This window comes from Arthrobacter sp. D3-16 (assembly GCF_054408515.1).
On the sequence record NZ_CP096437.1, the window covers coordinates 2,805,136 to 2,819,588 of the forward strand.

At 66.9% G+C, this 14,453-nt stretch carries 10 protein-coding genes; 7 read left to right on the forward strand and 3 right to left on the reverse strand.

Annotated elements, in window-relative coordinates; translation table 11 throughout:
- Nucleotides 1-133: 133 nt before the first annotated feature.
- Nucleotides 134-1,882: a phospho-sugar mutase gene (locus M1D32_RS13310; RefSeq protein WP_458779127.1), complete on the forward strand. Its 1,749-nt coding sequence runs from the start codon at nt 134-136 to the stop codon at nt 1,880-1,882.
- 25 nt (nt 1,883-1,907) lie between these two features.
- Here the strand turns inward: M1D32_RS13310 and nirD are convergent, their stop codons facing one another.
- On the reverse strand, nt 1,908-2,294 hold the full coding sequence (nirD, locus tag M1D32_RS13315; protein ID WP_458779128.1) for a nitrite reductase small subunit NirD: 387 nt from the start codon (nt 2,292-2,294) through the stop codon (nt 1,908-1,910).
- A gap of 269 nt (nt 2,295-2,563) precedes the next feature.
- Between nirD and nirB the strand changes: the two genes are divergently transcribed.
- From nirB to M1D32_RS13345, 6 genes are all read left to right on the forward strand, one after another.
- The gene (gene nirB, locus M1D32_RS13320) at nt 2,564-5,224 is read left to right on the forward strand and encodes a nitrite reductase large subunit NirB (protein WP_458779129.1); all 2,661 of its coding nucleotides are present in this window, start codon (nt 2,564-2,566) and stop codon (nt 5,222-5,224) included.
- Between the two features lie 2 nt (nt 5,225-5,226).
- On the forward strand, nt 5,227-6,261 hold the full coding sequence (gene cobA / locus M1D32_RS13325; protein ID WP_458779130.1) for a uroporphyrinogen-III C-methyltransferase: 1,035 nt from the start codon (nt 5,227-5,229) through the stop codon (nt 6,259-6,261).
- 14 nt (nt 6,262-6,275) lie between these two features.
- Nucleotides 6,276-7,424 carry a uroporphyrinogen-III synthase gene (locus M1D32_RS13330; protein WP_458779131.1) on the forward strand — a complete coding sequence of 383 codons (1,149 nt, stop codon included), beginning with the start codon at nt 6,276-6,278 and terminating at the stop codon, nt 7,422-7,424.
- Nucleotides 7,425-7,640: 216 nt separating this feature from the next.
- Entirely contained in the window at nt 7,641-8,501 is an 861-nt protein-coding gene (locus M1D32_RS13335) for an FAD-dependent oxidoreductase (RefSeq protein ID WP_458782187.1), read from the forward strand.
- A 136-nt stretch (nt 8,502-8,637) separates the two neighbouring features.
- The gene (gene deoC, locus M1D32_RS13340; protein ID WP_458779132.1) at nt 8,638-9,354 is read left to right on the forward strand and encodes a deoxyribose-phosphate aldolase; all 717 of its coding nucleotides are present in this window, start codon (nt 8,638-8,640) and stop codon (nt 9,352-9,354) included.
- A gap of 51 nt (nt 9,355-9,405) precedes the next feature.
- A complete protein-coding gene (locus M1D32_RS13345; protein WP_458779133.1) occupies nt 9,406-9,669 on the forward strand; it encodes a hypothetical protein in 264 nt (87 codons plus the stop codon).
- Nucleotides 9,670-9,734: 65 nt separating this feature from the next.
- Here the strand turns inward: M1D32_RS13345 and M1D32_RS13350 are convergent, their stop codons facing one another.
- Both M1D32_RS13350 and mfd read right to left on the reverse strand, forming a co-directional pair.
- On the reverse strand, nt 9,735-10,547 hold the full coding sequence (locus M1D32_RS13350) for a metal-dependent hydrolase (RefSeq protein ID WP_458779134.1): 813 nt from the start codon (nt 10,545-10,547) through the stop codon (nt 9,735-9,737).
- Between the two features lie 6 nt (nt 10,548-10,553).
- Nucleotides 10,554-14,243: a transcription-repair coupling factor gene (gene mfd / locus M1D32_RS13355; RefSeq protein WP_458779135.1), complete on the reverse strand. Its 3,690-nt coding sequence runs from the start codon at nt 14,241-14,243 to the stop codon at nt 10,554-10,556.
- Between the last annotated feature and the right edge of the window lie 210 nt (nt 14,244-14,453).

Genomic DNA, 14,453 nt, shown 5'->3' on the forward strand with positions numbered 1-14,453 from the left:
GCGCGGGCCACGCCCGCGCTGGTTGACCCAGGCAGGCGGGGTGGCCTCAGAAGCCGGGGCAGGGCCGGGGATTTTTTCCGTTTCGACGGCCGGCGGTAAGAGTTCGGGAAGCATTGACGATAGCGTTATGCCCATGACGTCCTCCGATGCCGATTCCCGCCTGCTCACCGAAGCCCGCGAATGGGCCGCCCAGGATCCGGATGCCGAAACCTCGGCTTCCCTTCTGGAACTCGTCCGGCTCGTTGGTGAAGGCGCCCCAGCGGCCCGGCAGGAACTCGAAGACAGCTTCCGCGGGACACTGCAGTTCGGCACCGCAGGCTTGCGGGCGGCGCTGGGCCCCGGACCCAACCGGATGAACAGGGTGGTGGTGCGCCTGGCCGCTGCCGGGCTGGCGGACTTCCTCAGCCAGGCAGTGGGCGAGGCGTCGCCGGGGACCCGGCCGCGCGCCGTCGTCGGCTATGACGCCCGGTACAACTCGGATATATTCGCCGAAGAAACCGCCGCCATCTTTACCGCGGCCGGAATAGAAACGTTCCTGATGCCGGCTGCGCTGCCCACTCCCCTGCTGGCTTACGCGGTGCGGGCCCTGGAATGCGACGGCGGCGTGATGGTCACGGCCAGCCACAACCCGCCGCAGGACAACGGCTACAAGGTCTACCTGGGCCGCCACGCCGTCACGGAGAGCGGCAACGGCGCGCAGATCGTGGCGCCTTACGACGTGCAGATTGCGGCACGGATCAACGCTGTGGGACCGGTGGAGTCCATTGTTCTTGCCTCCAGCGGCTGGACAGTGCTCGACGGGTCCTTGGCTGCGGGTTACGGGCAGGCCACCGCGGCGCTGGTCCTGCCGGAGCGCTTCCCTGCCCGTGACCTGCGCATCGTCCTCACGCCGATGCACGGTGTGGGTGGCGAAACCGCGAAGGCGGTGCTGAAGGCGGCCGGTTTCACCGACGTTACCCTTGTGGCCGAACAGGCAGAACCGGACCCGGACTTTCCCACGGTCAGCTTCCCGAACCCCGAGGAACCGGGAGCGCTGGACCTGGCGCTGGAAACAGCCGAACGCCTCGGCGCTGACATCGTGATCGCCAATGACCCGGACGCCGACAGGGCGGCAGTTGCGGCGAAGGATCCGGATACCGGCGCCTGGCGGATGCTCCGGGGAGACGAAGTGGGCGCGTTGCTGGGAGCCCACATTGTGGCGCGCCTGGCGGATGATGGGGACGACAGCGACCGGGACAGCCGCGGCGTCTTCGCGAATTCGATCGTGTCCTCACGGCTCCTGGCGCGGATCGCCGCTGCGGCAGGCTACGCGCATGAAGAAACGTTGACCGGATTCAAGTGGATTTCGCGGGTGCCTGGCCTGCTGTACGGCTACGAGGAGGCCCTGGGCTACTGCGTGGCGCCTGACGTTGTAAAGGACAAGGACGGCATCTCCGCGGCGGTGCTGATTGCTGAACTCGCAGCCGCCGCAAAGTCTGACGGCAAGACCGTCTTTGACACCCTGGACGAGCTGTACCTCCAGCACGGCCTGCACGCCAGCGACCAGCTCAGCATCCGGGTGGCGGATCTGGGCCTCCTGGACGCCATGATGAACAGGCTCCGGGTCAGCCCGCCGGAGTCCTTCGGGTCATCCGCGGTGGAGGTTTTCCATGACTTGGCGGAAGGCAGCGTGCAGCTTCCTCCCACCGACGGACTCCTCTACATCACAAGGGACCTCACCCGGGTGATCATCCGGCCCAGCGGCACCGAGCCCAAGCTGAAGTGCTACCTCGAAGTGATTCACCACGTAGGAACCGCGGCCGAACTGCCGGAGGCCCGGCTGGCGGCGCGGGCAGCGCTGGATGAGGTACTGCGCGATGTCAGTGAGGCGCTGGGGCTCTAGCCCCGGCCCCACGGGCTACAGCCTGTTATAGCTCGATTTCGACGAAACCGTCGGTGATCCGGGTGCTGAACGTTGCAAGGCCCAGTCCCGGGGTGCTGAAGCATTCGCCGGTCTCCAGGTCGTAGACCTCTTTGTGCAGCGGAGAAGCGATGGTGGGACGGGTGCCGCGTGATCCGAGGATTCCCCTGGCCATAACGTGCGCGCCAGTGGCCGGGTCCTGATGGGCCACAGCGAAAACTTTGTTGGGTCCGGTGCGGAAGAGCGCGATCTGTCGTCCCGCGACGAGGGCCGCTTCACCCCAGGCCGGTTCCAGGTCATCCACCAGGCAGACGCGGTGCCAGTCGGCTGCAGTGCCCGTTACGGCCTCGTCGATGCCGGCTGCGGGTGCCCCAAGTTCCAGTGTTGCCGTCATGTCGGCCCCTCTCCCTGTGCGTGTAGTCCTTGCGTTTGGCTGCCTCTGCGGCCGTGTCCCACGCTAGGCTCCGGGTGTTTCAGCGGGGTGCAGTGAATGTGTCCAGCGCGTAAAAGACACCTCACGCCTGCGGAAACGCGTTCGTGATGCAGAAGTTAAGTTGACGAAACAATCGGGAAACTGAAGCGAAACTGCGGCTCCCTAGTCTGGGTGGACAGCTCGACAGAGAAGGCTGCAGGAAAATCTGCGGCCCATGCGAAAGGCCCACAGTGACCGAACAGACTTCAAGCACAGAGACTCCGCGCCGCATCGTCGTCGCCGGCGGCGGCCCAGCGGCCCACCGGTTTGCGGACGCAATGCACGCCCGCGGCCTCGACGGCTGGCATGTCACAGTCCTCACTGAGGAAGCCCACCTGCCCTACGACCGCGTGGCCCTGTCCAAGGCACTCACCGAAAAAGATGTGGACCTGACCTTGGGAACGGCGTCCATGTGGGACCATCCCTCCCTCGAGCTGAAGACCGGCGAGCGCGTGGTCAAGATCAATGCCGAAGCCAGGACGGTGGAAACGGCTGCCGGCAATAGCTTCGCCTACGACGAACTGGTGGTCGCCACGGGTTCGAATGCCGCCCGCCTGCCCATCCCCGGCGCGGAGCACACGCACGTTTACCGCACGCTCGAAGATGTCTGGGCCATCAACGAGGCCATTACCGGGCTGACGAAGAAGCTGGGCCGCAAGGTCAACGCCGTCACCATCGGTGGAGGACTTCTCGGGCTCGAGTCCGCTGCCGGCACAGAGCAGCTGGGGGCCAACCCCATCGTCATCGACGGTTCCCAGTGGCTGATGGCCACCCAGCTCGACGAAGGCGCGGGCCAGGCCATGGGCCGGCTGATCAAGGCCAAAGGCTTCGAAGTCCACGGTGGCGTCTTCCCGTCGGAAGTATTGTCTGACGACGACGGCCAGGTCACCGGAGTCCTCATGGCCGACGGCCGCGTCATCGACGCAGACCTCGTGATCGTCGCCATCGGCGTACGGCCGCGCGACGAACTCTTCCGCGCGGCCGACGGCGAGGAGCAGCTGTTCAGCCTGGGCCAGCGCGGCGGCGTGGTCATCAACGACTACTGCGCCACGGAAGTACCCGGCATCTGGGCCATCGGTGAAGTGGCAAACTTCGGCGGCATGTGCCTGGGCCTGGTGGCCCCCGCCAACACCATGGCCGAAATCGTCGCGGACCGCCTGCACGGTGGCGACGCCACCTTCCCCGGCTTTGACACCGCCACAAAGCTGAAGCTCTCCGGCGTGGACGTCGCCAGCTTCGGTGACGCCTTCGCCAAGACCGAACACGCCCTCGAGATCGTCTACGCCGACCCCGCCCGCGGCGTTTACCAAAAGATCGTCACCACCGACGATGCCAAGACCCTGCTGGGCGGCATCTTCGTGGGCGACGCTTCACCGTACATGAGCCTGCGTCCGCTGCTGGGCCGCGAACTTCCCGCCGAGCCGGGCGCGTTCCTCAGTGCGGCCGGCGGTGGCGAGGCCCCCGAAACGGAACTTCCGGACGACGCCACCCTCTGCTCCTGCAACAACGTCACGGCCGGCAGTATCCGCGACGCCATCAACGGCTGCGGTGCCTGCGAGGGCAACGCCCCGGTGCAGGAACTCGGCGAGCTGAAGGGCTGCACCCGTGCCGGCACCCAATGCGGTTCCTGTGTTCCCATGCTCAAGAAGCTGCTGGAAACCGAACTGACCAAGTCCGGCGTCGAGGTCTCCAAGGCCCTCTGCGAGCACATCGAACTGTCCCGCCAGGAACTCTTCGACGCCATCCGCGTCCTGGAGCTGACCTCCTTCGAGGAGATCATGGCCAAGTACGGCACCGGAGCGGGCTGCGACATCTGCAAGCCCACCATCGCCAACATCCTGGCGAGCCAGAACAGCGCCTACGTCCTGGACGCGGGCCGCGGCACCCTGCAGGACACCAACGACCGCGCCCTGGCCAACATGCAGAAGGACGGCACCTACTCGGTGGTCCCCCGCATCGCCGGCGGCGAGATCACCCCGAAGAAGCTGGGTGTCATCGCCGCCGTGGCGGAAAAGTACAACCTGTACACCAAGATCACCGGCGGCCAGCGGATCGACATGTTCGGGGCACGCCTGGAGCAGCTCCCGGAAATCTGGAAGGAACTCGTGGACGCCGGCTTCGAATCCGGCCAGGCCTACGGCAAGAGCCTGCGCACGGTGAAGTCATGTGTCGGTTCCACCTGGTGCCGGTTCGGCGTCCAGGACTCGGTGGCCATGGCCATCCAGCTCGAACTGCGGTACCGCGGCCTGCGCAGCCCGCACAAACTCAAGATGGGCGTCTCCGGCTGCGCCCGTGAGTGCGCCGAGGCGCGCGGCAAGGACGTCGGCGTGATCGCCACCGCCGACGGCTGGAACCTGTATGTCGGCGGCAACGGCGGCGCAACCCCCGCCCATGCCCAACTGCTGGCCAAGGACCTGGATGACGAAACCCTGATCAAATACATCGACCGCTACTTCATGTACTACATCCGCACCGCAGACCGCCTGCAGCGCACCGCACGCTGGCAGGAGGAGCTCGACGGCGGCATCAAGCACGTTGAGGACGTGGTGGTCAAGGACACCCTGGGCATCGCCGAGGACCTCGAGGCGGCCATGGCCAAGCACGTGGACACCTACGTCGATGAGTGGGCGGACACCCTCAAGGACCCCGAGCGCCTGCGCCGGTTCCGCTCCTTCGTCAACGCCCCGGACCAGAAGGACGACTCCATCACCTTCGTCCCGGACGAGCGCGGCCAGATGCGACCTGCCACCCCGGAGGAAAAGGCGGCAGCGGTCCAGCAACCAGTCCTGATCGGGGCTTCCATTCCCGTCCGGACCACCACCCCCGACCTGCTGGACAAGAACGAGGTATAGGCATGCAGCTCAGCATTGATCTCACCGGCCGAGAGGTCCTGGTCACAGGCTCGGACCACGCCGCACGCCAGGCGGTCCGCCGCTACGAAGCCGCCGGCGCCGTCGTCTACCGCCTCAGCACCCCCCACGGTGCCGGCCATGATGGCCCGCTGCCCGAACGCCCCTTCCTGGTTGCCGCGGTCGACGACGGCCAGCCGGGCTGGGAGGCCCTGTTGGGCAGGTGCCGGGAAACCGGGATTCCGGTCGCCGCCGAGCCGGCGGCAGGACCCGTTGGCCACGTCACCCTCGTCGGCGGCGGCCCCGGAACAGCCGAGTTGCTCACCGTTGGTGCCGTCAAAGCGCTCCGTAATGCCGACGTCGTCTTCTATGACCGCCTGGCCCCGTACCAGGAGCTGGCCTCCCTGACCTCCGCAGAACTGGTGGACGTGGGCAAGAAGCCCGGGCACCACAAGGTGAGCCAGGCCGGCATCGAGAAGCTGATGGTGGAAAGTGCCCTCGCCGGCAACAACGTGGTCCGGCTCAAGGGCGGCGACCCCTACGTCTTTGGCCGTGGCGGCGAGGAAGTTGCCTCCTGCGTTGCTGCCGGGGTGCCCGTACGCGTGATCTCCGGCGTTACGAGTGCCATCTCCGTTCCGGCGGCCGCCGGAATCCCGGTCACGCACCGGGAGGTCAGCCACATGTTCACCGTGGTGTCAGGCCACGCCCCGCTGACCGAAAAGGAGCACCACCACCTGGCCGGCCTGGGCGGGACCATCGTGGTCCTGATGGGCATCGGCACCCTCCACCAGCTCGCGGCCGGACTCCGCAGGGCCGGCATGCGCGCCGATATGCCCATGGCAGTTGTTGAACGCGGTTACCGGCCCGGGCAGCGCACCACCATCGCGGACCTTGGCACCATCACCACCGCAGCCGCCGGCTGCAGCAACCCGGCTGTGCTGGTCATCGGCGAGGTGGTTCGGGTGGCGGAAGCCAACCGTGGGCATGCTGAGGCCGCCGCCGACCTGGACAGGCTGGCGGCCTCGCTGCTGGGCTCGTGAAAGGATTGACCTCCATGACTGCACTTGCACCGGCCGAAACTCCGCAGGTTGAGGAAGCGCCCGACGCGCCAGAGGCTCCGCTGGAGGGTTTCCGCATCGGAGTCACCTCGCACCGGCGCTCCCAGGACCTGATTGAGGCCTTGGAACGCCGCGGCGCGGAGGTGCTGCACGCGCCCGCGTTGAAGATCGCCCCCGTGCAGGAGGACATGCGCCTCATCGAGGACACCAGGGCCATCATCGCGGCCAAGCCGGACCTCTGCATCGCCACCACCGCCTACGGTATGCGCCGGTGGTGCGAGGCGGCGGATTCCTTTGGGATCGGCGATGAGCTGCTGGAAACCCTGGGTGCCTGCCGGATGTTCGTCCGCGGCCCCAAGGCCCGCGGCGCCGTGCGCGCGGCGGGCCTTGCCGACGTCGGAATCAGCAGCGACGAAACCACCGCGACACTGGTCGATATGCTGCTCACCGAGGGCGTCCGGGGCAAGACCGTGGCCGTGCAGCTGCACGGGTACACCGACGTCCGGCAGCTGGAGCGCCTGCGCATGTCCGGCGCCACGGTCCTGACAGTCACGCCCTACCGCTGGGTAAAGCCCGACGGCGAGGACAGGCTTCCGCGGCTCATCGAAGCCGCCTGCAGCGGCAACCTGGACGTCCTGACGTTCACCAGCGCCCCCGCCGTCGATGCCATGTGGAGCACCGCGCACGAGATGGGCGTATACAAACAGCTGATCGAAAGCCTGAAGACCAACGTCACTACCGCCGTGGTGGGTCCGGTCACGGCGCAGCCCCTGCTCGACGCCGGGGTGACGCCCCTGGTACCGGAACGGTTCCGGATGGGCGCCCTCATCCGGCTGGTGTGCGAGCACCTTGCCCTGAACCACGTCCGGCGGCTGGATACAAGGTCCGGCAACATCGAACTGCGCGGACGCAGCCTGCGAATTAACGGCCAGCCCGTGGAACTCGCCCCCGCCCCGCTGTTGCTCCTCCGCGCACTGCTGGGAGCCGGAGGCGCGGTCCTGTCACGCGAATCCCTTTCAGAACTGCTGGAGCTGCGCGGATCGGTGCATGCCCTGGACATGACCGTCAGCCGGCTCCGTTCCTCCCTGCCGGACGGACGGCTGGTGGAGACGGTGGTCAAACGGGGCTACCGCATCCGGGTCTAGTTGTACTGCAATCCAGCTGCCGGCGGGGGCAATTGTGTCGATTGCCGGTGGGATGAGAAGCACGTCACAGGTTCTGTTACCGGCCGGTAAACACTGGCGAACATGGGGCCGCGAAACGGCAACTGCGGGGAAACACCCCGGAAAAAGCGCGGGCCTACGCTGGGTTCCATCACGAAGTTCCGGCCGCTTACCGGCCGCCAGCGAAAGGGCCAGCACATGTCCGCTCCGGCACTGTCCTCAACATCCACCGCTCCCGCAACCCGCATCGTCATCGCGGGAGCGGGCCCTGCCGCCCAGGCTCTCGTCAGCCAGCTCGACCGCGCCAGGTTCACAGGCACCATCACCGTGCTGAGCAACCGGGACGACACCCCGGAGGAACTGCTGGAGCTGGCGCTGCTCCCCCAGGTCTCCGTCCGCTTCGGCCAGCCGGCCAGTCACATCGACGCGGAAAAGCGCACTGTCGCCACGGCGGACGGCATGGAATTCAGCTACGACCAGCTGGTCATCGCCACCGGATCAGCACCCGTGGCCAGCCCGGTGGAAGGTGCCACCCGCTGCCTGAGCTACTCCACGATTGATGACGCGGCCCGCATCGGCGAAGCCGTCAGCGAAGTCACGAGGGAACTTGGCAGGCGCCCGCTGGGGATCCTCGTGGGCACTGGGGCCGCCGCCGGCCAGGCTGAAGCTGTGCTCCGCGCCAGGGGCGTACGCCCCATCCGCACCACCGCCCGGCCGGCCGCCGTGATGCCCTCTCCTTCAGAGTCAGGCTTCGCGGCGTCCGGTGTGGTCTTTGAAGACGGCAGCAGCATGTACGGCGACCTGGTGGTCCTGGCCGAGGAGCGGGTGTCCCGGGACGGGCTCGCCGCCAGCGCCGGCCTGCGGACTGCACCCACCGGCGGGATTGTCATCAGCCAGGACTTCCGGACGTCCGTCCCGGGCATCTGGGCCATCGGTGACGCGGCAGCGTTCGACGGCGTCCGCCTGGGCCTGCTGGTTGCTGCAGCTTCCGCGGCCGGCGCCTGCGCCACCCAGCTGCTCACGGCTTCTGCTCCTGCCGCCTTGCCGGCCGCTGCCTGACGGAGGACGGCGCCCGGCTGGCGGAGCACAGGCGCTGGCTTCCCGCGGAGGGCCGCTCCGGCTATGGCAAGATGGTTCCCGAAACGAGTCATGGGCGTTACAACGCCCGGCCCACGGGCCCCTGGAGAGGACCATCATGAGCAACGAAGCCACCCCTTCCGTTGAAACTGCAGCCGCAGGTTCCGGCAGCATAGCGTCCTTTATCGACCACACGCTGCTGAAACCCGAAGCCGGAGAGGCCGACGTCCTCAAAGTTTGTGCAGAAGCGGCCGAATACCATTTCAAGTCGGTGTGCGTTAACCCCATTTGGGTGAAGACAGTCAAGAACGCCCTCAAGGGGACCGGTGTCCTGACCTGTTCCGTGGTGGGGTTCCCGCTCGGTGCCACCCCCACCGATGTCAAGACCTTTGAATCCCGCGGTGCGGTGCTGGATGGTGCCGACGAGGTGGACATGGTCATCAACATCGCTGCCGCCAGGGCCGGGGACAAGGGTGCGCTGGTTGAGGACATCGCTGCGGTGGCAGAGGCTGTCCACGCCAGTGGCGCCATCCTCAAGGTCATTATCGAAACAGCGCTTCTTGACGACGCCCGGAAGGTTCTTGCCTGTGAGGCGGCTGTGGAGGCCGGGGCTGACTTCGTGAAGACCTCAACGGGCTTTAACGGAGGCGGTGCCACCGCGGAAGACATCGCCCTGATGCGCCGTACGGTGGGCCCCGACCTCGGCGTGAAGGCCTCCGGCGGTGTGCGTTCCCTCGAGGATGCGCAGGCTATGATTGCTGCAGGTGCAACACGTATTGGTGCCAGCTCCGGAATAGCCATCGTCAAGGGTGAACAGGGTTCATCCTCCTACTGACAGCAGCCGGAGTCGCCACAGATTGAGGCCCCCGCGGCCAAGGAGGAATGAATGTCCAGCAAGATCACGGCTTCCAACCAGGGCCCCGCATCTCACGAAGGGTCACTCCAGACCCCCCAGAATGAGAACAAGCTTGCCACCAGCATCATCCTTTTTGTGGTCTGCATGGCCTTGTTCCTCGGCGCGATCTACTCGCTGTCCTTCCTCACGCTCGGCAACCCCTGGCCGATGGCCGTCTGCATCGGGCTCTTCGGCCTGACCTACTGGATCCCGCAGACCATCCTGGGCCGCTCCGATTCCGCCGGCGAGCACTGATCCCACGTAAGTAGCGGCACACAGAAGAGACCCCCTGGACGATCTCCAGGGGGTCTCTTCGCGTCCTAGAACCAGACCCGGGCCCAATCCTCAGCTGCCGCCGCCACCCGGGTCCAATGGTTCCCGGCGATTGCCCAGCCTGCCATGCAAAGCCCTACCATCGCGTAGGCACTCACCGGGATCAGCAGCAGCCATTCACGCTTTGATCCTGCACGGCCCAGCAAGGGCAGGGAGAGGGCGCCGTTGGGCCGCCATACCTGGCGCAGCAGCGGCACCTTGCGCAAAGGCTTGGGCGGCCGGATCACGATCGGCCACAGCAGCGGCACACCTCCCGTGGTGATCAGGTCTCCCACGATATGGACCACCACGCCGGTCAGCATCGAGACCGGAAGCCACGTCCACTGGTCCGGCGCGAACCAGGTCACCAGCCCGGCCATGGTCAGGGCGAAGATCCAGTTGCTGATGAAGCCCGACTTCGGAAACAGCTTCAGGGCCTTGGCCGCGATGTTGATCATGAACATACACAGCAGGCCTGCGCCCACTGACAGCAGTCCCCAGTCCGTCTCCAGCTGGACCTGCCCGGCCAGGGTGGCCAGCAACACGAAAAACGCCGCCCCGAGCACGGAATGGGTGCCCTGGCGGTGCCCGCCGCTGGCGTTTTCAATGCCAACGGCGATCACATTGGACAGTGGCGGCAGGGAATTCGCCACCGTGCTGTGCCGGTGGTCCCAGTCGCATACCAGGGCCGTTCCCGCCGTCGCCATCCCGCCGATCAGGATCCCGGTGGCGTCCAGCGGATACCAGCCAAGGGTGTACGGGCCCGTCGAGGCAATAGCTACCCACGCCGCGGCTCCCGACGCGGCGTGGTGTCCTCCCATCACCGGTCAGGCCACTGTCAGCGGCTGATCGGAGAAGATGTTCCGGATGACGCCGTTGGCCCATTCCAGGATTTCCGCGTCCTGCAGGTCCCGGCCACCGATCTTTGCCGTCTTCGGCTTGGGAATCAGTACCGCATCAAGGGCGGGCTTGGACTGGGACCCCGGGTACATCCGGTTCAGGCGCATGATTTTGGACTCCGGAAGGCTGGCGGGCGAGAACTTGATGAAGTTTCCCTGCAGGGCAACGTCGGACAGGCCGGCTTCCCGGGCATCCACCCGGAAGCGGGCCACGGACACCAGGTTCTGGGCCGGCAGCGGCGGCTCGCCGTACCGGTCCACGAGCTCGGCCAGGACTTCGTCGATGGCCTCATTGGTGAGCGCGGATGCGAGCTTTCGGTAGGCCTCCAGGCGCAGCCGCTCCCCCGGCACGTAGTCGTGCGGAAGGTGGGCGTTGACCGGGAGTTCGATCTTCATTTCGGCGGCCTTCTCCTCGGCCTCGCCGCGGAAGTCTGCCACCGCCTCGCCCACCAGGCGGATGTAAAGGTCGAAGCCGACGCCCTGGATGTGCCCGGACTGCTCGCCGCCCAGCAGGTTGCCGGCGCCGCGGATTTCCAGGTCCTTCATGGCCAGCTGCATGCCTGCGCCGAGCTCGTTGTGCGTGGCTACGGCCTTGAGGCGTTCGAGTGCCACCTCGCCCAGCGGCTTCTCCGAGGGGTACAGAAAGTAGGCGTAGGCGCGTTCCCGGCCGCGGCCAACGCGTCCGCGGAGCTGGTGCAGCTGGGACAGGCCGTACTTGTCCGCGCCGTCCACGATCAGGGTGTTGGCGTTGGAGATGTCCAGGCCGGTTTCGATGATGGTGGTGCACACCAGCACGTCGAAGCGCTTCTCCCAGAAGTCCACGATGATCTGCTCCAGGCGGCTCTCGGACATTTTGCCGTGCGCCACCTCCACGCGGGCCTCCGGCACCAGTTCGCGGATCTTGGCGGCCGTGCGTTCAATCGTGGATACCCGGTTGTGGACGAAGAAGACCTGGCCTTCGCGCATCAGTTCGCGCCGGATGGCGGCGGAGGTCTGCTTGTCCGTGTACGGGCCCACGTAGGTCAGGACCGGATGCCGTTCCTCCGGCGGTGTGGCCAGGGTCGACGTCTCGCGGATGCCGGTAAGGGACATCTCCAGCGTGCGCGGAATGGGGGTTGCACTCATGGCCAGCACGTCAACGTTGGTGCGCATCTTCTTCAGCGCTTCCTTGTGCTCCACGCCGAAGCGCTGCTCCTCGTCCACGATCACCAGGCCCAGGTCCTTGAACTCAAAGTCCTTGGACAGCAGCCGGTGTGTACCAATAACGACGTCGACCGTCCCGTTCTTGACGCCCTCCGCCGTCTCCTTGGCTTCCTTGCCCGCCTGGAAACGGGACAAGGGCTTTACGCGCAGGGGGAAGCCGGAGAACCGCTCGGTGAACGTTTCGTAGTGCTGCTGGGCCAGCAGCGTGGTGGGCACCAGCACCGCCACCTGCTTGCCGTCCTGCACCGCCTTGAAGGCGGCCCGCACGGCGATCTCCGTCTTGCCGTAGCCCACGTCCCCGGAAACCAGCCGGTCCATGGGGATCTCGCGCTCCATGTCCGCCTTGACCTCATTGATGGTGGTGAGCTGGTCCGGCGTCTCCACGTAGGGGAACGCTTCCTCCAGTTCACGCTGCCAGGGAGTGTCGGGCCCGAAGGCGTGGCCGCGGGAGGCCATCCGCGCAGAGTACAGCCGGATGAGCTCGCCGGCGATCTCCTTGACGGCTTTCCGGGCCTTGGACTTGGTGCTCGCCCAGTCGGCGCCGCCCATCTTGCTGAGGACGGGAGTGTCGCCGCCCACGTAGCGGGTCACCTGGTCCAGCTGGTCCGTGGGGACGAACAGCCGGTCCCCCGGGGCGCCGCGCTTTGAGGGCGCATACTCCAGGACCAGGTACTCGCGCACGCCGTCCCCGCCGCCTGCGACCTTTCGCTGGATCAGCTCGACAAACTTTCCAATGCCGTGCTGCTCGTGGACCACATGGTCGCCCGCTACGAGCTGCAGCGGGTCCACGGCGTTGCGCCGCTTGGACGGCATCCGGCGCATGTCCTTGGTGGATCCTGCGGAGGTCCGCCCCAGCAGATCAGCCTCCGTCAGCAGGCCGAGTTTGAGGCCGTCCAGGACAAAGCCGCGTCCGACGGCGGCCGTGGTCACTTCGATGATGCCCGCCTGGGGCTCATGGTCCAGGCTGTCCACCCGGGCGCACGGGATGTCGTTTTCGTGGAACAGCTCGGCCAGCCGCTGGGCAGGCCCGGGACCTTCCGTGGCAACAACAATCCGCCACTGGTCGCGGACGTGGGACCCGATGAAGTCCATCATTTCCGCCACGTCGCCCTGGTAGCCCCGCGGTTCGCGCGCATGCAGGTTCAGGACGTCAATCTCGGGCAGCAGCTCTTCGTCCTGGGTGAGCGATGTGATGGACCACCAGGAAACTCCGTGCTCCAGCGAGGAGCTGCGCGTTTCGGCCAGCGACCGGAAGCTGGCGGAATGGAGCGCGGCACTTGCCTGCGAGCTCAAATCCAGCGGGGCAGCTCCGCCGTCGGAGGCAGTGGACCAGGCGGCCTCGAGGAATTCCTCATTGGTGGCGGCGAGGTCGTGGGCACGGGTACGGACCTTCTCCGGCTCGATGACCACCGAGATGGAACCTGCCGGCAACTGCTCCACAAAAGGAACCATCGAGTCCACCAGCACCGGGGCCAGGGACTCCATGCCCTCCACCGTGATGCCGCCGGCGATCTTCTCCAGCATGTCCGCCGCAGCCGGAAGCTGGGACTTGAGGGTGGCTGCCCGCGACATCACGGAAGGGGTGATGAGGATTTCCCGGCACGGCGGGGCGTGCAGCTCGGAGGGATGGTGAAGTCCCGGCGAGGACAGCGAGCGCTGGTCGGCGACCGCGAACCAGCGCATCTGGTCCACTTCGTCGCCGAAGAATTCAACCCGGATGGGGTGGTCCTCCGTGGGTGGAAAGACGTCGATGATGCCGCCGCGGACCGCGAACTCGCCGCGGTGCGTCACCATGTCCACCCGGGCGTACGCGGCGTCTGCCAGGTTCCGCACCACCTCGGTGAACGGCATCTCCTGGCCCACCTTCAACGTGACCGGAACCAGCTCGCCCAAGCCGGCTACCACCGGCTGGACCACGGCGCGGACGGGCGCCACCACAACCCGGAGCGGTCCCGCCGTCGAGGTTTCCGGGTGCGCGAGGCGGCGCAGCACGGAGAGTCGGCGGCCCACGGTGTCCGAGCGCGGGGAGAGCCGTTCGTGCGGGAGTGTTTCCCAGCTGGGGAACTCGGCCACGGCATCGGCGGGGAGGTAGGCCCGCAGCGCGGCGGTCAGGTCCTCTGCCTCGCGGCCGGTTGCGGTGACGGCCAGCACCACACCCGGCCCGGGGCCGTCGTGCCCGTTGTCCCCGGCCCCTTGGGCAGCGGCCGCGATGCCGTCCGCCATCTCGGCAAGCAGCACCGGACGGAGCCCGGCGGGCGCACTGATCTGGTAATCCTGGCCCCGGACATCGAAGCCGCGGGCAGCTTCGGCCCGGACGCGGGCAAAGGTCTGGTCAGGGGCGAGGGCGCGGCGCAGTCCGTCCAGCGACAGGCCTGCGCTGGATTGGCCGGCGGTGGACGGGCCGGGAAGGCTCATGGCGGAAGCTCCTGTGGTGTTCAGTGGATCGCAGGCAACGCGAAAACCCGAAATTCGCTCGAATCCCGGGTAGACCCAGCCTACCCTCCTGCAACGACATGACGGGCTGCTGTCGGCATGACGGGCTGCTGGCGAGTGCAGTTAGGCTGGCACAGCGCACCAAGGCACGCAGGGCGGCCGTCCAGGCGCGCTGCGGCTCCGAACACCTTG